Origin of the sequence: Streptomyces huasconensis, from assembly GCF_021028635.1 — a bacterium.
Classification (GTDB): domain Bacteria; phylum Actinomycetota; class Actinomycetes; order Streptomycetales; family Streptomycetaceae; genus Streptomyces; species Streptomyces huasconensis.
In genome coordinates this window covers 4,267,897-4,292,942 of sequence record NZ_CP086119.1, presented here as the reverse complement: position 1 = coordinate 4,292,942, position 25,046 = coordinate 4,267,897, and the positions used below count along the sequence as shown (strand labels likewise).

23 protein-coding genes are annotated in these 25,046 nt (G+C 71.1%); 7 read left to right on the top strand and 16 right to left on the bottom strand.

All coding sequences use genetic code 11. From position 1 onward, the window contains the following. Positions 1–18 precede the first annotated feature (18 nt). The 7 genes from fbaA to J2N69_RS19550 all read right to left on the bottom strand — a co-directional run bounded on the left by fbaA (position 19) and on the right by J2N69_RS19550 (position 6,328). Positions 19–1,050: a class II fructose-bisphosphate aldolase gene (gene fbaA / locus J2N69_RS19580; protein WP_230901935.1), complete on the bottom strand. Its 1,032-nt coding sequence runs from the start codon at positions 1,048–1,050 to the stop codon at positions 19–21. 116 nt (positions 1,051–1,166) lie between these two features. Beyond that, the gene (gene pyrE / locus J2N69_RS19575) at positions 1,167–1,718 is read right to left on the bottom strand and encodes an orotate phosphoribosyltransferase (RefSeq protein WP_030788873.1); all 552 of its coding nucleotides are present in this window, start codon (positions 1,716–1,718) and stop codon (positions 1,167–1,169) included. 10 nt (positions 1,719–1,728) lie between these two features. After that, a complete protein-coding gene (locus J2N69_RS19570) occupies positions 1,729–2,523 on the bottom strand; it encodes an aldose epimerase family protein (protein ID WP_230901934.1) in 795 nt (264 codons plus the stop codon). Between the two features lie 25 nt (positions 2,524–2,548). Then, complete coding sequence (locus tag J2N69_RS19565; RefSeq protein ID WP_230901933.1) at positions 2,549–3,430, bottom strand: SRPBCC domain-containing protein; 882 nt, start codon at positions 3,428–3,430, stop codon at positions 2,549–2,551. Between the two features lie 60 nt (positions 3,431–3,490). Then, positions 3,491–5,062 carry a polyamine aminopropyltransferase gene (locus J2N69_RS19560; protein ID WP_230901932.1) on the bottom strand — a complete coding sequence of 524 codons (1,572 nt, stop codon included), beginning with the start codon at positions 5,060–5,062 and terminating at the stop codon, positions 3,491–3,493. Positions 5,063–5,162: 100 nt separating this feature from the next. Beyond that, positions 5,163–5,687, bottom strand: a complete 525-nt coding sequence (locus J2N69_RS19555) for a DUF2617 family protein (protein WP_230901931.1) — start codon at positions 5,685–5,687, stop codon at positions 5,163–5,165. Positions 5,688–6,046: 359 nt separating this feature from the next. After that, positions 6,047–6,328, bottom strand: coding sequence for a hypothetical protein (locus J2N69_RS19550; protein WP_230901930.1), 282 nt, complete (start codon positions 6,326–6,328; stop codon positions 6,047–6,049). A 138-nt stretch (positions 6,329–6,466) separates the two neighbouring features. On the opposite strand from J2N69_RS19550, the gene J2N69_RS19545 reads away from it, so the two are divergent. Next, the gene (locus J2N69_RS19545; RefSeq protein ID WP_230901929.1) at positions 6,467–7,657 is read left to right on the top strand and encodes a pyridoxal phosphate-dependent aminotransferase; all 1,191 of its coding nucleotides are present in this window, start codon (positions 6,467–6,469) and stop codon (positions 7,655–7,657) included. 74 nt (positions 7,658–7,731) lie between these two features. On the opposite strand, the gene J2N69_RS19540 is transcribed toward J2N69_RS19545, so the two are convergent. Together J2N69_RS19540 and clpB are read right to left on the bottom strand one after the other, a co-directional pair. Further along, positions 7,732–8,271 carry a type III secretion system chaperone family protein gene (locus tag J2N69_RS19540; RefSeq protein WP_062774584.1) on the bottom strand — a complete coding sequence of 180 codons (540 nt, stop codon included), beginning with the start codon at positions 8,269–8,271 and terminating at the stop codon, positions 7,732–7,734. 215 nt (positions 8,272–8,486) lie between these two features. After that, the gene (gene clpB, locus J2N69_RS19535; protein ID WP_230901928.1) at positions 8,487–11,087 is read right to left on the bottom strand and encodes an ATP-dependent chaperone ClpB; all 2,601 of its coding nucleotides are present in this window, start codon (positions 11,085–11,087) and stop codon (positions 8,487–8,489) included. A gap of 138 nt (positions 11,088–11,225) precedes the next feature. Between clpB and J2N69_RS19530 the strand changes: the two genes are divergently transcribed. Further along, positions 11,226–11,717: a pyridoxamine 5'-phosphate oxidase family protein gene (locus J2N69_RS19530; protein WP_230901927.1), complete on the top strand. Its 492-nt coding sequence runs from the start codon at positions 11,226–11,228 to the stop codon at positions 11,715–11,717. A 112-nt stretch (positions 11,718–11,829) separates the two neighbouring features. Here the strand turns inward: J2N69_RS19530 and J2N69_RS19525 are convergent, their stop codons facing one another. After that, positions 11,830–12,189 (bottom strand): Rieske (2Fe-2S) protein, encoded by a 360-nt coding sequence (locus J2N69_RS19525; RefSeq protein WP_127909763.1) that lies wholly within the window; start codon positions 12,187–12,189, stop codon positions 11,830–11,832. Further along, positions 12,186–12,338 (bottom strand): hypothetical protein, encoded by a 153-nt coding sequence (locus J2N69_RS19520; protein ID WP_230901926.1) that lies wholly within the window; start codon positions 12,336–12,338, stop codon positions 12,186–12,188. The genes J2N69_RS19525 and J2N69_RS19520 overlap by 4 nt, the downstream gene beginning before the upstream one ends. Positions 12,339–12,493: 155 nt before the next feature. On the opposite strand from J2N69_RS19520, the gene J2N69_RS19515 reads away from it, so the two are divergent. The 3 genes from J2N69_RS19515 to J2N69_RS19505 all read left to right on the top strand — a co-directional run bounded on the left by J2N69_RS19515 (position 12,494) and on the right by J2N69_RS19505 (position 15,671). Then, positions 12,494–13,483, top strand: coding sequence for a helix-turn-helix domain-containing protein (locus tag J2N69_RS19515; protein WP_127909761.1), 990 nt, complete (start codon positions 12,494–12,496; stop codon positions 13,481–13,483). Next, entirely contained in the window at positions 13,480–14,556 is a 1,077-nt protein-coding gene (locus tag J2N69_RS19510) for a helix-turn-helix transcriptional regulator (RefSeq protein ID WP_330166818.1), read from the top strand. The genes J2N69_RS19515 and J2N69_RS19510 overlap by 4 nt, the downstream gene beginning before the upstream one ends. Before the next feature lie 140 nt (positions 14,557–14,696). Further along, on the top strand, positions 14,697–15,671 hold the full coding sequence (locus J2N69_RS19505; RefSeq protein ID WP_230901925.1) for a helix-turn-helix transcriptional regulator: 975 nt from the start codon (positions 14,697–14,699) through the stop codon (positions 15,669–15,671). Positions 15,672–15,696: 25 nt separating this feature from the next. Here J2N69_RS19505 and J2N69_RS19500 read toward each other — a convergent pair whose 3' ends face one another. The 5 genes from J2N69_RS19500 to dnaK all read right to left on the bottom strand — a co-directional run bounded on the left by J2N69_RS19500 (position 15,697) and on the right by dnaK (position 20,618). Continuing rightward, positions 15,697–16,209, bottom strand: coding sequence for a hypothetical protein (locus J2N69_RS19500; protein ID WP_230901924.1), 513 nt, complete (start codon positions 16,207–16,209; stop codon positions 15,697–15,699). Positions 16,210–16,341: 132 nt separating this feature from the next. Then, positions 16,342–16,797, bottom strand: a complete 456-nt coding sequence (locus J2N69_RS19495) for a heat shock protein transcriptional repressor HspR (protein WP_127909757.1) — start codon at positions 16,795–16,797, stop codon at positions 16,342–16,344. Positions 16,798–16,800: 3 nt separating this feature from the next. After that, positions 16,801–17,991, bottom strand: a complete 1,191-nt coding sequence (dnaJ, locus tag J2N69_RS19490; protein ID WP_230901923.1) for a molecular chaperone DnaJ — start codon at positions 17,989–17,991, stop codon at positions 16,801–16,803. 63 nt (positions 17,992–18,054) lie between these two features. Continuing rightward, on the bottom strand, positions 18,055–18,762 hold the full coding sequence (grpE, locus tag J2N69_RS19485; RefSeq protein WP_230901922.1) for a nucleotide exchange factor GrpE: 708 nt from the start codon (positions 18,760–18,762) through the stop codon (positions 18,055–18,057). Next, entirely contained in the window at positions 18,762–20,618 is a 1,857-nt protein-coding gene (dnaK, locus tag J2N69_RS19480; protein WP_127909755.1) for a molecular chaperone DnaK, read from the bottom strand. Before dnaK ends, grpE begins: the two co-directional genes overlap by 1 nt. 337 nt (positions 20,619–20,955) lie before the next feature. Between dnaK and J2N69_RS19475 the strand changes: the two genes are divergently transcribed. Together J2N69_RS19475 and J2N69_RS19470 are read left to right on the top strand one after the other, a co-directional pair. Beyond that, the gene (locus tag J2N69_RS19475; RefSeq protein WP_230901921.1) at positions 20,956–23,223 is read left to right on the top strand and encodes a (Fe-S)-binding protein; all 2,268 of its coding nucleotides are present in this window, start codon (positions 20,956–20,958) and stop codon (positions 23,221–23,223) included. A gap of 393 nt (positions 23,224–23,616) precedes the next feature. After that, positions 23,617–24,999, top strand: a complete 1,383-nt coding sequence (locus tag J2N69_RS19470) for an FG-GAP-like repeat-containing protein (protein ID WP_230901920.1) — start codon at positions 23,617–23,619, stop codon at positions 24,997–24,999. Positions 25,000–25,046 lie beyond the last annotated feature (47 nt).

Here is a 25,046-nt window from a genome sequence, read left to right as displayed (position 1 = left end):
ACCGCGTGCGGCGGGGGGTTACTTCAGCTTCGTACCGGTCGAACGCAGGTTCGCGCACGCCTCGGTGACGCGCTTGGCCATGCCGGCCTCGGCCAGCTTGCCCCAGGTGCGCGGGTCGTACGTCTTCTTCGAACCGACCTCGCCGTCGACCTTCAGGACGCCGTCGTAGTTCTTGAACATGTGGTCCGCGACGGGACGCGTGAAGGCGTACTGGGTGTCGGTGTCGAGGTTCATCTTCACGACGCCGTTCTCCAGCGCGGTGGCGATCTCCTCGGCGGTCGATCCGGAGCCGCCGTGGAAGACGAAGTCGAACGGCTGCGATCCGGCGGCTTTGCCGTACTTGGCGCCCACGCCCTCCTGGAGGTCCTTGAGCAGTTCGGGACGGAGGACGACGTTGCCCGGCTTGTAGACGCCGTGGACGTTGCCGAAGGACGCCGCGAGGAGGTAGCGGCCCTTCTCGCCGAGGCCGAGCGCCTCGGCGGTGCGCAGCGCGTCGTCGACGGTCGTGTACAGCTCGTCGTTGATCTCGTGGCTGACGCCGTCCTCCTCGCCGCCGGTCGGGGTGATCTCGACCTCAAGGATGATCTTGGCGGCGGCGGCCTTCGCGAGCAGCTCCTGGCCGATGGCCAGGTTGTCGGCGAGGGTCTCGGCGGAGCCGTCCCACATGTGCGACTGGAAGAGCGGGTTCCGGCCGGCCTTGACGCGCTCGGCGGAGACGTCGAGCAGCGGGCGGACATAGCCGTCCAGCTTGTCCTTCGGGCAGTGGTCGGTGTGCAGCGCGATCGTCACGTCGTACTTCGCGGCGACGATGTGCGCGAACTCGGCGAGCGCGACCGCGCCGGTCACCATGTCCTTGCTGTACTGGCCGCCCAGGAACTCCGCGCCACCGGTGGAGATCTGGATGATGCCGTCGCTCTCGGCCTCCGCGAAACCGCGCAGCGCGGCGTGCAGGGTCTGCGAGGAGGTGACGTTGATGGCCGGGTAGGCGAACTTGCCTGCCTTCGCCCGGTCGAGCATCTCGTTGTAGACCTCGGGAGTTGCGATGGGCATGTGTCCGCTCCTTGTGATGTGCGGGTAGGGGTGCTGTGCTGCTTGACCCTGACCTGGGGGCGACGACATCGTCGCCCCCATCTTTCCAGACGTGGCCGCCGGTCCGGGCGCTGCCGTCAGTCCAGGCCGAGGTCGTCCTTCGAGTACGCGAAGAGGTACGGCACGCCCGCGCCCTCGGTGATCTTCTCGCCCGCGCCGGTGGCCCGGTCCACGATGGTCGCGACGCCGACGACCTCGGCACCGGCCTCGCGGACGGCCTCGACGGCGGTCAGCGGCGAGCCGCCGGTGGTGGAGGTGTCCTCGACGACGAGCACGCGGCGGCCCTTGATGTCCGGGCCCTCCACGCGGCGCTGCATGCCGTGCGCCTTGGCGGCCTTGCGGACGACGAAGGCGTCCAGGCGCCTGCCGCGCGCGGCGGAGGCGTGCAGCATCGCGCCGGCGACGGGGTCGGCGCCCATGGTCAGGCCGCCCACCGCGTCGAAGTCGAGGTCGGCGGTGAGGTCGAGCAGCACCTGGCCGACCAGGGGGGCGGCCTCGCCGTCGAGGGTGATGCGGCGCAGGTCGATGTAGTAGTCGGCCTCCAGACCCGAGGAGAGGGTCACCTTGCCGTGCACCACGGCCTTGTCCTTGATCTGCTGGAGCAGCGCGCCACGTACGTCGTCAGTCATGCCGCTCAGCTTAAAGCCGCGTCCAGGTCCAGGTCGTCGCCGTCTCCAGCGGCTCGATGGGCGTGACCAGGCGCGGCGCCGTGTTGAGGCCGTTGGGCGGGCCGGTCTGCGGCTCCACGCAGACGGCGGCGTCCTGCTCGTCGTAGACGACGACCCACTGCTCGCGGCTGGTGACGTTCAGCGCGAGCCGTCCGGGCCAGGTCAGCGTCACGTCGACGCCCTCGGGCATGCCGAAGCAGTCGTCCCAGGGGCCGGGCCGCGGGTCGACGCGGCGGCCGGTCGGCAGGTGATCGTCGCCCCGCTCCTCCTGCCAGGCGGGGGTGAAGTCGATCCGTACGGGGTCCCCGCCGCCATCCAGGGTGCGGTGGAACCACGGGTGCCAGCCCGCCTGCGCGGGGAAGGAGTCGCCGTACGTCTCGATGCCGAGCCGCAGCGTCAACGCGTCCTCGGTGAGTTCCACGATCTGGGTGACGCGCCCCGGGTAGGGCCACGGGTCGGTGAGGTCGTAGGTGAAGACGGCCTCGGTCTTCGAGGAGCGCGCCGTGCGCCACTCGGCGTCGCGGGCGAAGCCGTGGATGGCGTGCGGCGGGGAGTTCAGCGGCATCTGGTGCACGGTCGCGCCGTCGCGGAACCGGCCGTTCTCGATCCGGCCGCACCACGGGACCATGGGGAAGGCGCCGTACCGCTCCCCCTGCCGCAGCAGTTCGGCGCCGCCGATGCGCAGACTTCCGATGCGGCAGCCGTTGCCCGGCCGCACGGTCACTTCCGCGTCACCCGCGGTCAGAATCACGTCTTCGGTACTCACGGGGCCGACCCTACGGCGTACGCGGTCACCGGCGGCGGCGCAGGGCCCGGCCGACGACGACGGCGGAGGCCAGCGCGAGGGCGGCGGCGGGCGCGGCCCAGCGGAGCGTGGCCCCCGCGGAGAGCGCCTCGGGGGCGGGCGCCGGGGCGTACCGGCCGCGCGGCGGGGCGTGGTCGACCTCCTCGGCGCTGCGGCCGATCATCGTGCGGCGGGCGTGGGCGGCCTCGGCGGGCGGCACGTCGAGGTCGCTGACGTCGTCGATGCCGTCGAGGTCACGCAGCTCCTCGTCGTCCTCGACGTTGACGGCGTCGTCCACCTCGATGCCGTCCAGATCGTCGTCGTCGAGACCGTCACCGTCGATGCCGTCGATGCCGTCGTCGCCGTCGATGGCACCGCTCAACCGGTCGAGCGACGGTGGCGGTACCTCGGTCTCGAAGACGGTGGGGGCCCCGGCCGCGCCGGCCGGGCCGGAGTCCGCGGGCGCCGCCTCCGCGAGCTGCTCCGCGAACCGGTCGAGGAGTCTGCGCACAGCAGATTCCACAGCCTGTGGAGAACTCTCCGTGATCCGCCCCTCGGCGGCGGCCGTCCCGCCGAACACCACCGTGGTGCCCCCGGCGGCCGACGCGAGCCGCACCGTCAGCGTGAGCTTCACGGAGCCGGAGCCGCGCACCTCCACGCCCTCGCCCTCGATCACGTACGTCCCGTCGGGGCGGCCCTCGGCCCGCGCCGCGCACCGGTAGGTGACGGTGTGCCCGCCGGCCCGCACCTTGAGCCGACCGGAGAGCGGCTCGGCCGCCTCCTCCGCGTCGCGCTGAAGCCCGGGGACCGCCCCGGCCACCCGCTCGGGGTCCGCGAGGACCTGCCGGAGACGCTCTGCCGAAACCGGAACGAACACCTCATGCTCCATGAGAGTCGAGCCTACCCACGCACACGCGTTCATGTACGCCGCTTGCGCTGCCCGTGTACGTCAGTTCGCGTAACGCGGATGCACCAGGGTCGACGCGGGGAGCCCCGCCACCCGGGTCGGCGCGGCCGAGCGCACCCCGACACGCACCGGCGCGGAGCCGGCGGCCTCCCGCAGCGCCGGCCGCGCCCGCGCGGCCAGGACGAAGCCCCAGTCACGGGCCCCGGGCGTCCCCTCCGACGTGCGGTCGGGCCCGGCGGAGAACCCGGACCGCCGCCCGCCCACGCGGTAGGGCACGGTCCGCAGCCCCGCCGCGCGCACCGACGCCTCCACCGTCCAGAAAGTCCGCGGCCGGGTCGAAACGGGCCCCGCGTGCACGGCGAGGCGGCCCCCGGGGGCGAGCACGCGCGTGACGAGGCCGTAGAACTCCAGGGAGTACAGCTTCGTGCCGGCGGTGATGCCCGGGTCCGGCAGGTCGGAGATCACCACGTCGTACGTCGCGCGCAGGGAGCGCAGCCGGCGGAACGCCTCGGCGTGCACCACCCGCAGCCGGGGGTCGCGGTAGGCGTGGCCGTTCAGTTCGCTCAGGGCCGGGTCGTGGCGCGCCAGGCGGACGACGCCCGGGTCCAGCTCGACGATGTCGACGCGGCGCACCCCGCCGTGGCGCAGCACCTCGCGCGCCGCGAGGCCGTCACCGCCGCCGAGGATGAGCACGCGCGCGTGGGGGCCGCGCATCGCGGGGTCGACGAGCGCCCGGTGGTAGCGGCGCTCGTCGCGTCCGCTGACGCGCAGCCGTCCGTCCAGGAAGAGGTAGAAGGAGCGTTTCCGCCCGCCCGTGAGGACGATCTCCTGTACGTCGGTCCGGACGGCGACGCGCGCGTCCGCGCCGTACACCGCCCGCCGCGCGGCCCGCTCGAAGTCGCCGACGAGTACGGCGGCCGAGGCGAGCACGGCCAGGACGAGGACGTTCGCCGCGAGCACCGCCCAGCGCCCGCGCACGCTCAGGCCCCGCCAGAACAGGCCGAGGACGAGCGCGCAGCCCGCGACCGCGTTGACGGCTCCGGTGAACAGGGCGCCCGTGAGCTGGCCGAAGACCGGGAGCAGCAGGAACGGGAAGGCGAGCCCGCCGACCAGCGCGCCCACGTAGTCGGCGGCGAACACGTCGGCGACGGCGCCGCCCGCGTCCTGGCGCCGGATGCGCTGGATGAGCACCACCAGGAGCGGCACCTCGGCGCCGATGAGGACGCCGATGGCCAGCGAGAACACGGCGAGGAGGTGGCGCGGGCCGCCCGCCGGGACCCCGCCGAGGTCACCGGTCCAGGCGAAGGCCGCGTACAGCGCCATGGCGCTGCATCCGCCGACCAGCGCGAGTGCCGCCTCGATGAGCCCGAACCACAGGGGCGCGCGGCGCCGCAGCCGCTTGGCGAGCAGCGAGCCGATGCCCATGGCGAAGACCATCACGGAGAGGACGACGGAGGCCTGGGTGACCGAGTCGCCGATCAAGTAGGCGGCGACGGCGACGAGTTCGAGTTCGTAGACGAGTCCGCAGGCAGCGCAGACGAACACGCCGACCAGAACGAGGAACCGTCCTGCCCGGGGCGAGACCGGCAACCGCACCGTCGACTCGTCGAGCATCCGAGAACGCTACGTCACCGCGCTCACGAGCCAAGTCCCCCAAAAGGGTGCAACCGGAGCCGCCCCACCGCGGTCCCGGCCCACGCGGCACCACTCCCGGTCACCGCTGGGCGGGCAGGGCCGCCCGCACCCCCACCTTCGACCGGGTGGCGACCAGCTGGCCGTCCTGGGGGTACGCGTGCCACGTACGCCACATCACCGACCCCTCGTGCCGCTGCGCCAGCAGCGCCGTGAAGGCGTGCGGGCTGCCCGGGAAGACCCCGGCCAGCCCGTGCGGGTGTTCGGTGACGAGTGCCAGCAACTCCTGTGCGCGCCCGGCGAATTGGCCCCGGGAGAGCGTCTCCACGCGCGCGGCGAACTCGTACTCCCAGTCACCCACCCGCTTGGACACACCGAGCGGGAGCGGTGTGCTGCTGCCGGGGATGCAGGCCACCGTCTCGGAGCAACTGCCCTGCTCCTCCTCCAGGAGCACTTGGTGCGAGGCGCCGAGAAGTCTCAACTGCAGTTTCGCGTCGGCCAGTTCCACGTCGAGCGTGGCGAGCGCGGGCAACGGCTCGCGCCCCAGGGCCCAGGCGAGATCCTCGGCGCGCGTGTCGGTGTAGACAGTCTTCAAGGTCGTGAGCATGGGTCGGCTCCGCTAACACGCAATGGAAGTGGGGCCGGCGCACCCGGATCGGAACACCGGGAGGTGGGGAATACCGGCTCGTGCCCACGAGCACGTCCCGTCCGGGCCTCCGGGATTCGGTGCTCCGAACCCAGAAAACCCGTGGCGGACGTCCGAGGGCGGTACTGGCGCTAAGAGGGAATCATGGTCGAAGACAGTGCCACAGCGTTTTTACCCAACTTCGTAGGGTTTCCATCCCCCTGGGGGCTGCACAGTTCAACTGTTCAATGACGCAACCATGCCGGACAACATCAAAGCGCCCGGCGGGAGTTGCCTGCCCCGCCGGGCGCTCTCTGGATCGGTGGACCAGCTGCCCCGTGTCAGCTGCCTCCGCCGCATCCGCCCCCGCCACCCCCGCACGAGGAGCTGCCTCCCCCGCACGAGGAGCCGCCACCGCAGGAGTGGCCGCCGTCGCCACCGCCGCTGTCACCGCCGCCGACCCACCAACTGCCGCCGGCCGCCGTGCTCGACGCGGTGCCCGAGCGCCACGAGGAGCGGGTGCGGCGCCTGCCGCGCATCCCGCTTCCCCCGCTCCCCCCGTAACGGACCGCCGCGACCACGGCCCAGACGAGCACCGCGACGAAGATGAAGGCCACGACCATGGCCACCACACCCCTTCCGTTCCCCCGAAGCGCGGTCCCCCGTGGGCCCCACTTCTCGCGTGACAGGGGGATGCCCCCGGCCGCGGCGGCCCAAAGCAGAGTTGAGGAAGTCCAGAGGTTCGGCGCAGGATGGCCGCCATGACCTCCACTGCCGGGAGCGCGCGCCCGCTGCTCAACCGCCGCCTCGCCGAGTTCGGTACGACGATTTTCGCCGAGATGTCCGCCCTAGCGGTCACCACGGGAGCGATCAACCTGGGCCAGGGCTTCCCGGACACCGACGGCCCCGAGCCGGTCCGCGAGGCCGCGGTGCGGGCGCTGCGCGACGGCCGCGGCAACCAGTACCCGCCGGGGCCCGGCGTCCCGGAGCTGCGCACGGCCATCGCCAGGCACCAGCTCGACCACTACGCCCTCACCTACGACCCCGACCTCGAGGTCCTCGTGACGGCGGGCGCCACCGAGGCGATCGCGGCGTCCCTGCTCGCCCTCGTCGAACCGGGTGACGAGGTCATCGCGCTGGAGCCCTACTACGACTCGTACGCCGCCTCGATCGCGATGGCGGGCGGCACGCGCGTCCCGGTGACCCTGCGGCCCTCCGACGGCCGCTTCCGCCTCGACCTGGACGAGCTGCGCGACGCGGTCACTCCCCGCACCCGGCTGCTCCTCCTCAACACCCCGCACAACCCGACCGGCACGGTCCTCACCCGCGCCGAGCTGACGGAGATCGCGCGGCTGGCGGTCGAACGCGACCTGCTCGTCGTCACCGACGAGGTCTACGAACACCTCGTCTTCGACGATGCCGAGCACATCCCGCTCGCCTCGTTCCCCGGCATGCGCGAGCGCACGATCAGCATCGGCTCCGCGGGCAAGACGTTCTCGTTCACCGGCTGGAAGGTCGGCTGGGTGACCTCCACGCCCGAGCTGGTGGCGGCGGTCCGCTCGGCGAAGCAGTACCTCACGTATGTGGCCTCGGGCCCGTTCCAGTACGCGATCGCGGAGGCGCTCGCCCTGCCCGCCTCCTTCTTCGCCGACTTCCGCGCGGACATGCGGGCCAAGCGGGACCTGCTGAGCGCGGGCCTGACGGCGGCCGGCTTCGACGTCTACCGCCCGGCCGGCACGTACTTCGTGACGACGGACATCCGCCCCCTGGGCGAGAGCGACGGCTTCGCCTTCTGCCGCGCGCTCCCCGAGCGGGCCGGCGTCGTCGCCATCCCGAACGCGGTCTTCTACGACCACCGCGAGGCCGGGGCTCCCTTTGTCCGGTTCGCCTTCTGCAAGCGGATGCCGGTCCTGGAAGAAGCGGTGGCGCGCCTCGCGTCACTGGCGGGCTGAGGCTTCGCGGACATGACGAGAGCCCGGCCGGGGCGATGGCCGCCCCGGCCGGGCTCTCGTGTGCGTACGGACCCTCAGGCCTCGTCGTCGCCCGGCTTCTCGCCCTCGGCGGAGTCGACCTCGGACTCCAGGCCGAGCTGCTCGACGAGCCAGCGGTCGAACTCGATCGCGGCGCGCACCCAGCTGACCGTCGACGACACGAAGTGCTCCAGGGAGACTCCGGTGCCGATCAGCATCTGGGCCTCGCCGATGAGGCGGACCGTGCCGTCGTCGTGCGTGTGGCTGTAGACCTTCGGCCACAGGGTGCGGCGGTTCCAGTCGTCGATCGACTCGAGAAGCTGCTGCTTCTGCTCGATCTGGTGGGGCCGGTCGTAGAACGTCCGGACCGAGAAGACCTGCTGGTCGTCCTCGCCACGGAACATGAAATACGTGCGGAACTCCTCCCACGGCGCCGCGAGGTCACCCTCGTCGTCGACGACGTGCTTGAGCTCCATCTGATCCAGGAGCTGCTTCACCAGGTCCTGGTCGGGGACGACGGGGCCCGCCGGTCCTGCGCCCTGCTGCGGTTCGGGCTGTCCCCCGAAATTCGGAATCGAGGACGGGTCGATGCTCACCGTGTATTTCCCTTCGTACGGATTCCGCCATCCTCTCCCAGAAGGGGGCCCCGATCGCAACCCCGGCACAGCGTCTGCCCGGTTTCCGTCGTCCGCCGACCGCGGATCGTGGTCCGTCCTCGCGCAGTTCCCCGCGCCCCTGACGGGGCTCGCCGTCGCCCCTTTAGGGGCGCGGGGAACTGCGCGAACAACCGCCCCCGGCAGACGCGGCGCCGCTACAGCGACTTGCCCGCAGGGCCCACCAGGAGGCCGTCTCCGGCGCGGTCCACGCGGACCGTGTCGCCGTCCTTGACCTCGCCCGCCAGGATCTCCTTGGCGAGACGGTCACCGATCGCCGTCTGGATGAGGCGCCGCAGGGGCCGCGCGCCGTACGCCGGGTCGTTGCCCTCCAGGGCCAGCCAGTCCAGCGCCTCGGGGGTGACGTCAAGGCTGAGCCTGCGCTCGGCGAGCCGCTTGGCGAGGCGGTCGATCTGGAGCTTGGCGATGTGCGCCAGCTCGTCCTTGGTGAGCGCCGAGAAGACGACGAGGTCGTCCAGCCGGTTGAGGAACTCGGGCTTGAAGGACGCCCGGACCACCTCAAGGACCTGCTGCTTCTTCTCCTCCTCGCTGGTCAGCGGCTCGACGAGGTACTGGCTGCCGAGGTTGGAGGTGAGCACCAGGATGGTGTTGCGGAAGTCCACCGTGCGGCCCTGGCCGTCGGTGAGGCGGCCGTCGTCGAGGACCTGGAGCAGGACGTCGAAGACCTCGGGGTGCGCCTTCTCGACCTCGTCGAGGAGGACGACGCTGTACGGGCGCCGCCGCACCGCCTCGGTGAGCTGGCCGCCCTCCTCATAGCCGACGTACCCGGGCGGGGCGCCGACCAGCCGCGCGACGCTGTGCTTCTCGCCGTACTCGCTCATGTCGATGCGGACCATGGCCCGCTCGTCGTCGAAGAGGAAGTCCGCGAGGGCCTTGGCCAGCTCGGTCTTGCCGACGCCGGTGGGGCCGAGGAAGAGGAACGAACCGGTGGGGCGGTCCGGGTCGGCGATCCCCGCGCGGGTGCGCCGCACCGCGTCGGAGACGGCGCGCACGGCCTCGGTCTGGCCGATGAGCCGCTTGCCCAGCTCGTCCTCCATGCGCAGCAGCTTCTGCGTCTCGCCTTCGAGGAGGCGGCCGGCGGGGATGCCGGTCCAGGAGCCGACGACGTCGGCGATGTCGTCCGGCCCGACCTCCTCCTTGACCATGGTGTCCTTGGCCTGGACGGCCTCCTCCTCGGCCTCGGAGGCGGCCTCGAGGTCGCGCTCCAGGGTCGGGATCTCGCCGTAGAGCAGCTTGGAGGCGGTGTCGAAGTCGCCGTCGCGCTGGGCGCGCTCGGCCTGGCCGCGCAGCTCGTCGAGCTTCTCCTTCAGCTCACCGACGCGGTTGAGGGACTGCTTCTCCTTCTCCCAGCGAGCGGTGAGGCCGCGCAGCTCCTCCTCCTTGTCGGCGAGGTCGCGCCGCAGCTTCTCCAGGCGCTGCTTGCTCGCCGGGTCGGTCTCCTTGCTGAGCGCCAGCTCCTCCATCTTCAGACGGTCGACGGCACGCTGCAGCTCGTCGATCTCGACGGGCGAGGAGTCGATCTCCATGCGGAGCCGGGACGCGGCCTCGTCGACGAGGTCGATCGCCTTGTCGGGCAGGAAGCGGGAGGTGATGTACCGGTCGGAGAGCGTGGCGGCCGCCACGAGCGCGCTGTCGGCGATCTGGACCTTGTGGTGGGCCTCGTACCGCCCCTTGAGGCCGCGCAGGATCGCGATGGAGTCCTCGACGCTCGGCTCGGCGACCAGGACCTGCTGGAAGCGGCGCTCCAGGGCGGGGTCCTTCTCGATCCGCTCGCGGTACTCGTCCAGGGTCGTCGCGCCGACCATGCGCAGCTCGCCGCGGGCCAGCATCGGCTTGAGCATGTTGCCCGCGTCCATGGCGGAGTCACCGCCCGCGCCCGCGCCGACGACGGTGTGCAGCTCGTCGATGAAGGTGATGATCTGCCCGTCGCTCTCCTTGATCTCGGAGAGGACGGTCTTGAGCCGCTCCTCGAACTCGCCGCGGTACTTGGCGCCGGCGACCATGGCGCCGAGGTCCAGGGAGACCAGCCGCTTGTTCTTCAGCGACTCGGGTACGTCGCCCTTCACGATCCGCTGGGCGAGGCCCTCGACGACGGCGGTCTTGCCGACGCCGGGCTCGCCGATGAGCACGGGGTTGTTCTTCGTACGCCGGGACAGCACCTGCACCACCCGGCGGATCTCCTGGTCCCGTCCGATGACGGGGTCGAGGCGTCCCTCGCGGGCCGCGGCGGTGAAATCGGTGCCGAACTTCTCCAGCGCCTTGTACTGACCCTCGGGGTCGGGTGTGGTCACCCGGCGCCCTCCCCTTGTCGTCTCGAATGCGTTCAGCAGTTTCTTGGCGGTGGCCCCGTGCCCGGCGAGGGCCTCCCCGGCCTGGCCGCCCTTGGCGGCGACGCCGATGAGCAGGTGCTCGGTGGAGAGGTACTCGTCGCCCAGCTCCTTCGCCCGCTGCGCGGCGTCGGCGATGACGGCGAGCAGCTCGCGGTTGGGCTGCGGCGGCGCGACGGTCGACCCGGTCACGCTGGGCAGCGCGCCGAGGACGCGCTCGGTGTCCGCGCGCACGGCCGCCTGATCGGCGTCGACCGCGGCGAGCAGGTCGGTGATGTTCTCGTTGTCCTCGCCCTCCAGCAGGGCGAGGAGCAGATGTGCCGGGGTCAGGTCGGGGTGCCCGTCCTTCAGGGCCCGGTCGCCGGCCGCGTTGATGGCGGCGCGGCTCCTGTTCGTCAGCTCTGCGTCCACGTGCGCTTGACCTCCTTAGCGGTCCAACCAGCGGCCAGGGGTCGGGTACCCCTCACTCTGACTAGCTCAACGTACACAAAGTTGAGTCTATTCCACTCAAGGGGGAAGTCGGTAGGTGGCCCGGCTATGTTCCGTTCCATGAGCCCGAGCCAGAACCAGAGTCCCGACCAGGGCGAAACCCCCGGCCGGGGTGAGCGCCCGAACCTGCCGGCCGCCCGGATCGACCCGCGTCAGCCGCCTGAGCCCTACCTCAGCTTCTGGCGTGAACGGCACCTGTGCACCTTGACCACGCTGCGGCCCGACGGAACCCCCCACGTGGTGCCGGTCGGGGTGACGTACGACCCGGAGGCGGGGGTGGCCCGCGTGCTGGCGCGCGGGACGAGCCGGAAGGTCGCGCACATAGCGGCGGCGGCGGGCGCGGCGGACGGGCCCGGGGCGCGGGTGGCGGTGTGCCAGTTCGCGGGGCGGCGCTGGGCGACGCTGGAGGGCCGCGCGACGATCAGGACGGAGCCCGCGGCGATCGAGGACGCGGAGCGGCGCTACGAGGAGCGCTACCAGCGGCGGCCCTCGCCGAACCCGGGCCGGGTCCTGATCGAGATCGAGGTGACGCGGGCGCTGGGCAAGGCGTGAGCGGGCGGCCGGCTTCCGGCGCACGCCACAGCGGCGCCACCGTGTTCAGGTCCACGGTGGCGCCGCTGCTGGGGGAAGTACCTGCGCGATTTACAACGACGGGGGAATCGCGTCAGGCACTGCGGGGGGTGGCTGTGACGTTGTCCGGGGCGCTCGTCATCGCGCCCGGACCCTGCTGTTCCTGCTCTCCGACAAGCTGGTGGTCGCGCCGGTCGAGATTGACGAAGACCATCCCGTACCGAACGGCACACCGCACGGGCTGCGGCGCGCCGCGCGGCCGCCGAAGGCACCGGTAGGCACGGATCTCCTCCTCGTCGTCACGGGTGACGACGATCGGCTCACCGAGCAAGGTCACCATCAGCGAGTCGCCGCGGCGGGGGATCGCCGTCACGAGATCGATGAAGTGCCAGCCGGAGCGGTAGGCGGTGGCCATTTCCCGGCGGAAGGTGCGGTCGTCAGGAGGGGTGCTCATGCTCCGACACCCTTCGGGGCGATCGTCCAGCCGAGATCCGGAGGCGGCGACGCGAGCGTGTTCGTCCTCGCCGGCTGGGTCTGCCAGCCGAGATCGAGAGCGCTCACCGTGCCCAGGATCAGCCCTGCGGAGAAGGTGGTGACAAGCACCGAGCGAAGCATGCGCTTAAACATGGTCGGCTTCGTCCTCACTTGGTAGGTTCCTCTCCCCCGGCTCAACAAGACGATGTCTCAATCAAGCACGTCAAAGCCACAGGGTCGATGCATCATGTTCCTGCACGTTCAGGACCCTGGGGGGTGGAGATTTGCTCACAACAAGCGCGAAACCGACACATCCTCACCCCGCCGTCCCTCTTTGCGGCGAGGGCTCCAGGCTGTACGCACTCGCACTCAGCAGCGGTCGGATTCTGCGCAGTGAGGCCGAGAACACTCCTTGCCTCATGGACTTCGCTCTTCTGCACCCCGATCCGGACGACGCGAACTGGCTCCGGCCGGTCCCGCCGTCCGCCGCGCTCGCCCAGCGCCTGCACCCCCTCGAACGGGAAATCCAGGAGCGGCGCAGGGTCGCCGTGGAGCTGACCGACATCTTCGAGCCATTTATGGCCATCACCGCCCGGGAAGAGCCCACGACCCACGCGATCACCGTGCTGGAAGGGGACGCCCGCATCCACGCGGCCATCGAACGCGCCACCGCCGAGTGCCGTTCCGAGGTGCTCACGGTGCAGCCGGGGGGCGGCCGCAGCGAGAACACGCTCACCGTGGCGCTGCAACGCGGCCAGACCATCCTCGACCGCGGCATCACGATGCGCACGCTCTACCAGCACACGGTCAGGCACAGCCAGGGGACGCTCGCCTACGCGGCCTACATGGCCCAGGGGAACGTGGAGATACGCACCCTGGAAGAGCTGACCGACCGGCTCATGATCTTCGACCGGAACGTCGCGCTCATACCCGCCAGAGCCGACCAGCAGGTCGCCCTGGAACTCAGACACCCGGGCCTGGTGGAGTACCTCGCCAAGGTCTTCGAAGAGCAGTGGAGCCGCGCGACCCCCCTGATCGACGACGTGCCCTACCCCCCTTCCGTGGACGGCATCACCGGCGTCCAGCGCTCGATCGCCAAGCTGCTCATCGACGGCCACGTCGACGAGGCCATCGCCCGCCGCCTCGGCATGAACGTCCGCACCTGCCGCGCCCACATCGCCAAGATCGCCGCCGCCCTCGGCAGCGGAAGCCGTGCCCAGCTCGGGTACCTCATCGCCCAGTCGGGAATCCTCGACCAGGACCGTCCGAAGTGACCGCCGAAACCACCCCGGCCGCCCCCGCCACTTCAGCCACCCCGGCCACTCCGACTGCCCCGGCCACCCCGGTCAGCACAGCCACCGCAACCACCGCGGCCCATCCGCCGCACGGCCCCGACACCCTGTGCGAGGCCGGCAGCCACCTGTACGCACGCGCGCTGCGGGAGGGCCGCGTCCCCCTGCGGGACGCCGAGCGGACGCCCTGCCTCACCGACTTCCAGCTACTGCTGACGGACGCCGAGGACACCCGGTGGCTGCGTCCCGTCGCCCCGGCGCTCGCGCTGCCCCGGCTGCTCGACACCATCGAGCAGGACATCGCGTACGAGCGGCGCCGCGGGGTCCGGCTGGCCGACACGTTCACGCCTCTCATGGCGGTCACCCCCGACGCCCGCCCCCAGGAGGTCTCCTCCACCCTCACGGTCCTGCGCGGGCTGCCCCGCATCGGCGAAGCCGTCGACCGGGCCCTGAACGCGGCCACCGAGGAGGCCCTGTGCATCCAGCCCGGAGGGACCCGGCCCCCCGAGGTGCTGGCACGCTCCCTGGCGAGCGCCCAGGGGCTCCTCTCCCGCGGCGGCCGCCTGCGCACCCTGTACCAGCACACCACCCGCCACTCCCTGCCCGCCCTCGCGTACTACGAGCGCCTCCAGGGCGACGCCGAGGTCCGCACGCTGGACGAACTGACGGAGCGGCTCTTCGTCTTCGACCGCTCCGTCGCCTTCATCCCGGCGAACAAGGAACGCGACATCGCCCTGGAGCTGCGCCACCCCGCCCTCGTCGACTACTTCGCCACCACCTTCGAACGGCTCTGGCGCCTGGCCACCCCCATGTACCCGCGGTCGGCGAAGATCCCCTCGGGCAGCGGCGTCACGCCGCGCCAGCACGCCATCGCCACCCTCCTCGTCGAAGGCCTCACCGACGCCGAGATCGCCGACCGCCTCGGCATGAACATCCGCACCGCCCGCGACCACATCGCCAGGCTCGCCACCACCCTCGGCAGCGGAAGCCGCGCCCAGCTCGGCTACCTCATCGGCCAGTCAGGAATCCTCGCCCGCGGCTCCTGGGGCTCCTGAGACGCCCGCCGCGCCCCGGCCCGCCCGCGTGGGGCGACCACCGCGGCCCAGAAGTAGACACTTCAATGAAGGGGACACCCTCGCCCCCGGGTCCCCCTGCATAGAATCGCCGCGCTTCAACCGAGCGGGAGGGAGCGCACATGCGCAGCGAGCACGCGCCGCACGCCGTGGAGGAACTCTGCGAGGAAGGCTCCTCCGTCTACGCCCACGCCCTCCGTCAGGGCAGGGTCCGCGTCGAGGACTCCGAACGGGCGCCCTGCCTCCTCGACTTCGGCCTCCTCCGTCCGGACCCCGCCGACGCCCGGTGGCTGCTGCCCGCCGCCCCCGCCACGGCCCTGCCCCGCCTCCTGCGCACCATCGAGGACCGGATCGCCGGGCAGCGTGCGCGCGAGGCGCGTCTCACCGCCGCGTTCGCACCGCTCATCGCGCTCGACACGGAGCTGTCCGCCGCCGCCGACCTCCCCGCGATCACCGTCCTGGACGGCCTCGAACACATCAACGCGGCCATCGACCGCGCCATGAGCGACGTCACGGAGGAGTTCCTCGCCATCCAGCCCGGCGGCACCCGCCCGCCCGAGACCCTGGCCGAGGCCTTCCCGCGCGACCAGGCGGTCCTCGGCCGGGGCTGCCGGATGCGGACCCTCTACCAGCACACGACCCGCCACTCGCTGCCCGTGCTCGCCTACTTCGAGCAGCTGGAGGGCGACGTCGAGGCCCGCACCCTGGACGAGGTCACCGACCGCCTCTTCGTCTTCGACCGGAGCGTGGCGTTCATCCCGGCGAGCAAGGACCGCACCGTCGCCCTGGAACTGCGCCACCCGGCCCTCGTCGAGTACTTCGCCACCACCTTCTGGCGGCTGTGGCGGCTGGCGACGCCGATGTGGCCGCAGGCCGCCCCGCAGGTCTCCGAGGGCGGCGTCACCCCGCGCCAGCGGGCGATCGCGGGCCTGCTCGTCGAGGGCCTCACGGACGCCGAGATCGCCGACCGCCTCGGCATGAACATCCGCACCGCCCGCGTCCACATCGCCAAGCTCGCCGCCACCCTCGGCAGCGAGAGCCGCGCCCAACTGGGCTACCTCATTGGGCAGTCGGGGCTGCTGGAACGGAACCCGTGAGCGTCCGGCCGCCCGCCCCTCCGCGTCAGGCGTCCGCCCCTAGCCACTCCCTCAGCAGCGCCTCCCGGTCGGCCGCCCGCGGCGTGCCCCCCTCCCGGCGGCGCCCCCACTCCGCCATCGCGGCCAGCGTCGTCAGGAGCGTGCCCGCGCCCCGCGTCAGCTGGGCGAGGAGGTCGAGCGAGAGGTCGTGTTCCGCCGGGGAGTAGCCCGTCGCCGCGGCGGTGTACACGGTCAGTTCGTGGTCGGCGCCCTGCACGTCGGTGATCCGTACGGTCATCGTCGGCGCCTCGTCCCCGCCGCCGAGGCCGACCGTCAGGGCCATGTCCACCAGGGCGCCCACCTGCCGCTTCAGCGACTTCACGGGGGCGTTCTCGACCGTCAGGGCCCGCACGTCCTCCCACGGCCACAGACCCGTCTGCCGATCGCCGAGGGCCACCACGCCCTCCGGGGTCAGGCGCACGCCGGCGGCCAGCCCGGACGGCTTCGCGCCCACGTACACATCGCCCTCGGCGATCCAGAACAGCCCCACCATGGCCATGAGAATCCACTTCCCCCGCAACACCACATGTCAGCACGTACGCAGGACGTACGTCAGGTCGACCACCGCAACGCGCGAAGGGGCCGGGAGGTTCCCCTCCCGGCCCCTTCGACACCCACGTGGGCGGCGCCGCTACTGCTCCGTCGCTCTCTTCGGCCGCCAGACCACCAGCGCGCTCGCCTGCTGCACGTCCTGGTACGGGACGAGGTCGCGGCGGTACGAGGCGTGTACCGCCGCTTCACGCTGCTGCATGGCGGCGGCGGCTCCCTCCACGGCCGCGGAGAGTTCCGCGACCCGTGACTGAAGCGCCGCGACCTGGTTCTCCAGCTCGATGATCCGCTTGATGCCGGCGAGGTTGATGCCCTCCTCCTGCGACAACTGCTGCACGGTGCGCAGCAGTTCGATGTCGCGCGCGGAGTAGCGCCGGCCCCGGCCCGCGGTGCGGTCCGGGGAGACCAGGCCCAAGCGGTCGTACTGGCGCAGGGTCTGCGGGTGGAGGCCGCTCAGCTGGGCGGCCACCGAGATGACGTACACCGGCGTGTCGTCGGTGAGTTGGTACGGATTGCGACGACGGCCGACCCTCTCCATGGGTCACGCTCCCTTCGCGGCCTGGAACAGTTCTGCCCGCGGGTCGTCGCCCGCAGTCGCCTTGCGGTAGGACTCCAGGGCTTCCTTCGCCGAGTCCGACAGGGATGCCGGGACCGACACCTCCACCGTCACCAGCAGGTCGCCGCGCGTGCCGTCCTTGCGGACGGCGCCCTTGCCGCGGGCGCGCATGGTGCGGCCGTTGGGCGTGCCCGGCGGCAGCTTCAGGGTGACGGCCGGACCGCCCAGGGTCGGCACCTTGACCTCACCGCCCAGCACCGCCTCGGGGTACGTCACCGGCACCGTGACCGTGAGGTTGTCGCCCTTGCGGCCGAAGACCGGGTGCGTGCCGACGTGCACGACCACGTACAGGTCACCGGCCGGGCCACCCCGCTCGCCGGGGGCGCCCTTGCCGCGGAGCCTGATCCGCTGACCGTCGCTGACCCCCGCCGGAATCCGCACCTGCATGGTGCGGGAGGACTTCGCGCGCCCCGAGCCGTGGCAGACGTCGCACGGGTCCTGGGCGATCAGGCCCCGGCCCTTGCAGTCCACGCACGGATCGGTCAGCGAGAAGCCGCCACCGCCACCCCGCGAGACCTGGCCCGTGCCGACGCAGGTCGGGCACACGCGCGGCGTGCCGTTCTTGTCGCCGGTGCCGGAACAGGCCTTGCAGGCGGCCTGGGAGGACATGCGCAACGGCACCGTCGCGCCGTCCACCGCCTCCGTGAAGCTCAGCGTGACCTCGGACTCGATGTCCTGGCCGCGCCTCGGCTGCGTACGCGTGCCGGAACCGGCACCCGCGCCGCCGCGGTTGAACAGGCCCCCGAAGACGTCACCGAGGCCGCCCCCGAAGCCGCCGCCGGCCGCTCCACCCCCACCGGCCGCGCCTCCGAAGAGGTCGCCCAGGTCGAAGTTGAACGATCCGCCGCCGGCTCCGGGGCCCGACCGGAATCCGCCGTTGCCGAAGAGGGCACGCGCTTCGTCGTACTCCTTGCGCTTCTTGGGGTCACCGAGGATGTCGTTCGCCTCGGAGATCTCCTTGAAGCGCTCCTCCGCCTTGGCGTTGCCCTTGTTGGCGTCCGGGTGGTTCTCGCGGGCGAGTTTCCGGTACGCCTTCTTGATCTCGGCTTCGGTGGCGTCCTTGGGGACGCCGAGGACCTTGTAGTAGTCCTTCTCGATGAAGTCCTTGGTGCTCATCCCCGACGTCCCTCCTTCCTACGCTTGCTGCGCTTGCTACGTACGACCGACGTGGTGCCGACGTCAGCCCTCGTCCGGGCCACCGGTCTCCTTGTCCTTCGCCTCATCGGCGGAGGAGGAGTCGGCCGCGGCCGAGGACTCGTCGCCCTTGACCGTCTGCGCGCCGGGCTGCGGCTCGGCGACGGCCACCCGCGCGGGGCGGATGGTGCGCTCGCCGATGCGATACCCCGGCTGCAGGATCGCGACGCACGTCGTCTCGGTGACGTCCGGTGCGTAGCTGTGCATCAGGGCCTCGTGGATGGTCGGGTCGAAGGGCTCGCCCTCCTTGCCGAACTGCTGGAGGCCCATCTTGGCGACGACGGTCTCCAGCGCCTCGGCGACCGACTTGAAGCCGCCGACCAGTTCGCCGTGCTCACGGGCGCGGCCGATGTCGTCGAGGGTCGGGAGCAGCTCGGAGAGGAGGTTCGCCGAGGCGATCTCCTTCACCGTCACCTTGTCCCGCTCCACCCTGCGGCGGTAGTTCTGGTACTCGGCCTGCAGCCGCTGGAGGTCCGCCGTGCGCTCGTTGAGCGCGGTGCGCACCTGGTCCAGCTGGGCGGTCAGGCCCGCGTCCTGCGCGGACGTCTTGCTGTCCGTGTCCCCGGCCGGGGCCGCCGGACCCTCCTCGGTGGAGGGCTCGGCGGCCTTCGGCGCCGCGTCATCAGGGGTGGCGCCGGAGGGGACGTCAGGCTTCTCGGCGTTCTCACCGAGGCCCGGGGTCTCCTCGGTCATCAGGCGGCGCCACCCTTCTGGTCCTTCTCGTCGTCGACGATCTCGGCGTCGACAACTCCGTCGTCCTCCTTGGCCTGGTCGGCGCCGGGGGCCGCGCCCTCGGCACCGGCCGCCTGCGCGCCCTGGGCGTCGGCGTACATGGCCTGGCCCAGCTTCTGCGAGACGGCGGCGACCTTCTCGGTCGCGGTGCGGATCTCGGCCGTGTCCTCGCCCTTGAGCTTCTCCTTCAGCTCATTGACGGCTTCCTCGACCTCGGTCTTGACCTCGCCCGGGACCTTGTCCTCGTTGTCCTTGAGGAACTTCTCCGTCTGGTAGACGAGCTGCTCGCCCTGGTTGCGGGACTCGGCGGCCTCGCGGCGCTTGTGGTCCTCGTCCGCGTACTGCTCGGCCTCCTGGCGCATGCGGTCGACCTCGTCCTTCGGCAGCGAGGAGCCGCCGGTGACGGTCATCTTCTGCTCCTTGCCCGTGCCGAGGTCCTTCGCGGTCACGTGCATGATGCCGTTGGCGTCGATGTCGAAGGAGACCTCGATCTGCGGGACGCCGCGCGGGGCCGGCGGCAGGCCCGTCAGCTCGAACATGCCGAGCTTCTTGTTGTACGCCGCGATCTCGCGCTCGCCCTGGTAGACCTGGATCTGCACGGACGGCTGGTTGTCCTCGGCCGTCGTGAAGATCTCCGACCGCTTGGTCGGGATGGTCGTGTTCCGCTCGATGAGCTTCGTCATGATGCCGCCCTTGGTCTCGATGCCGAGGGACAGCGGGGTCACGTCGAGGAGCAGAACGTCCTTGACCTCACCCTTGAGGACACCGGCCTGGAGCGAGGCACCGATGGCGACGACCTCGTCCGGGTTCACGCCCTTGTTGGCGTCCTTGCCGCCGGTCAGTTCCTTGACCAGCTCGGCGACGGCCGGCATGCGGGTGGAGCCACCGACGAGAACGACGTGGTCGATCTCGGAGAGCTGGATGCCCGCGTCCTTGATGACATTGTGGAACGGCGTCTTGCAGCGCTCCAGGAGGTCGGACGTGAGCTGCTGGAACTGGGCGCGGGTGAGCTTCTCGTCCAGGTGCAGCGGGCCCTCGGCGGAGGCCGTGATGTACGGGAGGTTGATCGTGGTCTCCGTGGAGGAGGACAGCTCGATCTTGGCCTTCTCGGCCGCCTCGCGCAGGCGCTGGAGCGCCATCTTGTCCTTGGAGAGGTCCACGCCGTGGCCGTTGTTGAACTGCTTGACCAGGTAGTCGACGACGCGCTGGTCCCAGTCGTCACCACCGAGGTGGTTGTCGCCGTTCGTGGCCTTCACCTCGACGACGCCGTCGCCGATCTCGAGGAGCGAGACGTCGAAGGTGCCGCCACCGAGGTCGAAGACCAGGATGGTCTGGTCGTCCTTGTCGAGGCCGTAGGCCAGGGCGGCGGCGGTGGGCTCGTTGACGATGCGCAGGACGTTCAGGCCCGCGATCTCGCCGGCCTCCTTGGTGGCCTGGCGCTCGGAGTCGTTGAAGTACGCCGGGACGGTGATGACCGCGTCGGCGACCTTCTCGCCCAGGTACGCCTCGGCGTCACGCTTCAGCTTCTGGAGGATGAACGCGGAGATCTGCTGGGGGTTGAACCCCTTGTCGTCGATGTCCACCTTCCAGTCGGTGCCCATGTGGCGCTTGACCGACCGGATGGTCCTGTCGACGTTGGTGACGGCCTGGCGCTTGGCCACCTCGCCGACCAGCACCTCGCCGTTCTTCGCGAAGGCGACGACGGACGGCGTGGTCCTGGCGCCCTCGGCGTTGGTGATGACGGTGGGCTCGCCGCCTTCCAGAACGCTGACGACGGAGTTAGTCGTGCCCAGGTCGATGCCGACCGCACGTGCCATTTCGGTTCCTCCAGAGGTACATCTTGAGTGGATCTGGCTCAAGCATGCAGGAACGCTGCGCCGGCGTCAACAGATGTGAGTCGGGGGGGCTCAACTCTTATCCGGGGCTTACGCGCAACCCGGGGCGGGCGGGTCGGCCTTCACCTGCGGGCGCGTCGTGGCTGGGCGCGCAGTTCCCCGCGCCCCTTCGGGGGCGCGGGCGCGGCAAGGGTTGCCTGAGCGACGCAGATCACCGGGTTGCTGGCTACAGTGCGGCGGAGTAAGTGGGTAGTCTCAGACGGACTGCATAAGTTACCGCTTAGTAATAGTTCGCCTCGCAGGCCCGAGGAGCCCCCAAATGCAACTCGCCGCGATCATCGTGTCGCTGGTCCTAATCGCGGTCGGCGTCGCGCTGTTCGGCCGTGCCATCGTGCAGATCTACCGGTTCATGCGGCTCGGCCAGTCCGTGCCCGCCGGTACCCGGACCGACAACCCCGGACAGCGCACCCTCACCGTGGCCAAGGAGTTCCTCGGTCACACCCGCATGAACAGGTGGGGCATCGTCGGCGTCGCGCACTGGTTCGTGGCGGTGGGCTTCTTCTCGCTGCTGCTGACCATCGTCAACGCCATCGGCCAGCTGTTCAAGGCCGACTGGCTGCTGCCGATCATCGGCGAGTGGGCGCCGTACAACGTCTTCGTCGAGTTCCTCGGCACGATGACCGTCCTCGGCATCCTGACGCTGATCGTCATCCGGCAGCTGAACCGGCCGGACAAGCCCGGCCGCAAGTCCCGCTTCGCCGGATCGAACACCGGCCAGGCGTACTTCGTCGAGACCGTCATCCTCATCGTGGGCGTCTGCATCTTCATGCTGCACGCCCTGGAGGGTGCCCAGCACCACGTCGACGGCTACGAGGCGTCGTTCTTCATCTCGTACCCCGTGGTCTCGGCGCTGGAGGGCCTGGACGTCTCCACGCTCCAGAACCTCACGTACTTCTTCGCGGGCCTGAAGATCGCCACGTCGTTCATCTGGATGATCACGGTCGCCCTGAAGACCGACATGGGCGTCGCCTGGCACCGCTTCCTCGCCTTCCCCAACATCTGGTTCAAGCGGGACGCGGACGGCTCCACCACCCTCGGTGAGCTGCAGCCGATGACCAGCGGCGGCAAGCCCATCGACTGGGAGGACCCGGGCGAGGACGACACCTTCGGTGTCTCCCAAGTCGAGCAGTTCTCCTGGAAGGGCCTGCTGGACTTCTCCACCTGCACCGAGTGCGGCCGCTGCCAGTCGCAGTGCCCCGCCTGGAACACCGGCAAGCCGCTCTCCCCGAAGCTCCTCATCATGTCGCTGCGCGACCACGCGCACGCCAAGGCGCCGTACCTGCTCGCGGGTGGCGGCAAGTCCATGGAGGGCGAGGAGAAAGCCACCGAGGAGCAGCTGAAGGACGTGCCCGCCGCCGCCCTCGCGGAGGCCGAGCGGCCGCTGATCGGCACCCTTGAAGAGAACGGCGTCATCGACCCGGACGTCCTGTGGTCCTGCACCACCTGCGGCGCCTGCGTCGAGCAGTGCCCGGTCGACATCGAGCACATCGACCACATCGTCGACATGCGCCGCTACCAGGTGATGATCGAGAGCGCGTTCCCGTCGGAGGCGGGCACGATGCTCAAGAACCTGGAGAAGAAGGGCAACCCCTGGGGGCTCGCCAAGAAGCAGCGCGTGGAGTGGACCAAGGAGGTCGACTTCGAGGTCCCGATCGTCGGCAAGGACGTCGAGGACCTCACCGAGGTCGACTACCTCTACTGGGTCGGCTGCGCGGGCGCCCTGGAGGACCGGGCCAAGAAGACCACCAAGGCCTTCGCGGAGCTGCTGCACATCGCGGGCGTCAAGTTCGCGATCATGGGCGGCGACGAGAAGTGCACGGGTGACTCCGCCCGCCGCCTGGGCAACGAGCCGCTGTTCCAGCAGCTCGGCCAGGAGAACGTCGCGATGCTGAACATGGCGTACGGCGAGGACGACGACGACCCGGAGACCAAGAAGCCGAAGTCGGCGAAGAAGATCGTCGCGACCTGCCCGCACTGCTTCAACACCATCGCCAACGAATACCCGCAGCTGGGCGGCGAGTTCGAGGTCATCCACCACACGCAGCTGCTCCAGCACCTCATCGACGAGGGCAAGCTGATCCCGGTGACGCCGGTCGAGGGTCTGATCACGTACCACGACCCCTGCTACCTGGGCCGTCACAACAAGGTCTACACGCCCCCGCGCGAGATCATGACCGCCGTCCCCGGCCTGCGCCAGCAGGAGATGCACCGCCACAAGGAGCGCGGCTTCTGCTGCGGCGCCGGTGGTGCCCGGATGTGGATGGAGGAGCGGATCGGCAAGCGCATCAACACGGAGCGGGTCGACGAGGCGCTGTCCCTGAACCCGGACATCGTGTCGACCGCCTGCCCGTTCTGCCTGGTCATGCTGACCGACTCGGTCAACGGCAAGAAGAACGATGGCCAGGCCAAGGAGTCCCTCCAGGTCGTCGACGTCGCGCAGTTGCTGCTGGACTCGGTGAAGACCCCGGCCGACCCGGCCGGTGACGAGGAGTCGGCGGACGCGCCGGAGCCCGAGCCGGTCAAGTAGCCGCCGCAGTACCCCGCTCAGGCCGGTTCCGCCCCTTCGGGTGGGACCGGCCTGACGCGTTGACGGAGCAGAGAAGTCCCCCATCCCCAGCTCTCCGCGAGCCGGCCGACGGGCCGGTGGGCACGGCCCGCACCGCTCTCCTGCTCACCGGCAGCGGCGCCTTCGGCCACGGCGGCACGGACGACGAGGGCGGGCAGACGTCCGGGCGGCCGCCCGCGGGCAAGGCGGTCCCTCACGTCGTCGGCCGCCCGTTCATCCGGCGGCCACCGTGCCGCTTCCGGCGCACAACCCTTCGTACGCCTCGTGAGTCACACACCCGGAAAGCCAAGCCTTGCCCAAAGGTTCACTCCGAGCCCGCGGTTGCCCTGGCCCGCACCACTTCTGGGAGTACACGTGCGCGTAAGAAGCCTGGCGGTCACCGTCTCTGTCGCGGCCCTCGCCGCCACAGGTCTGACGTTGCCGCTGGCCGGTCCGGCGAGCGCCGCCACCGCCCTGGCGGACGACTTCAACGGCGACGGCTACCGCGACCTCGCGATCGGCTCCCCGCGCACCAACTCCGTGAGCGTCACCTACGGTTCGGCCTCCGGCGTGAACGCGGCGGCGGCCACCACCCTCACCCAGGACTCCACCGGGATGCCCGGCGTGACCGAGGCCGAGGACGAGTTCGGGGAGAACGTCACCACCGCGGACGTGAACCGGGACGGCTACGCCGACCTGATCGTCGGCGCCCCGGGCGAGAAGACCGAGGGCAAACCCTCCGGCGCGGTGACGATCGTCTGGGGCGGCAAGGGCGGCTTCACCTCCGGGGGCCGTGTCGTGGCCTCCCCCGCCGACACCGCGGGCCGCTTCGGCGAGGCCACCACCTGGGCCGACGCCGACGGCGACGGGTACGCGCAGCTGTCCGTGGTCAGCGGCGACAACTGGTGGTACTACGGCGACGGCGGCGACTTCGACCGGCCGTTCGGCCTGGCGGCCGGCTTCTTCCCCGAGGGCGTCCGCCTGGAGGGCATGGTCGCCGGCGGCTTCCTGCACCGGGACCCCGACGTCGTCGTGTTCGGCGAGCGCGCGGACGGCGGCGCCTGGACCGCCCACCTGAGCGGCGACGCGGACCACCACGGCTCCGGCCCCCAGGTCCTCGCCGAGGGCGACGACCCGACCGCCACGCGCGACGCGGCCACCGCCCGCGACATCAACGGCGACGGCCACACCGACCTCATCACCGGCAACTCCCGCGCGGACAAAGGCGGTTCCGTCACCGTCCGGCTCGGCGGCGAGCGGGCGTTCGGCGCCCCTGTGACGTACCACCAGGACAGCCCGGGCGTACCCGGCACCGACGAGGCCGGCGACGGCTTCGGCGCGTCCGTCTCCGCGGGCGACGTGACCGGCGACGGCGTGCCCGACCTCGCGGTGGGCGCGCCCGGCGAGGACGTCGACGGGGTGGCGGACGCCGGCAGCGTCACGCTGCTGCAGGGCTCCGGGGGCTCCTTCGCCTCGGGCAAGGCCTGGCACCAGGCGACCGCGGGCGTGCCCGGCGCCGCCGAGCCGGGCGACCACTTCGGTACGTCCGTACGCCTCAAGGACATCAACAAGAACGGCCGCGCGGACCTGGCCACCGGCGCCACCGGCGAGGACATCGGCGCGACCCGGGACGTCGGCGCCGTCTGGGTCCTGCGGGGCACACCGACGGGCCTCACCTCCTCGTACGCCGCCTCCTTCAACGGCGGGAACTTCGGCGTCGGCGGCGTGGCCGCGGACTTCGGCCGCACGCTGCGCTGACGTTCCCCTCTTCCCCCACCTTCCCTCTCACCAGCTGGAGACCTCTC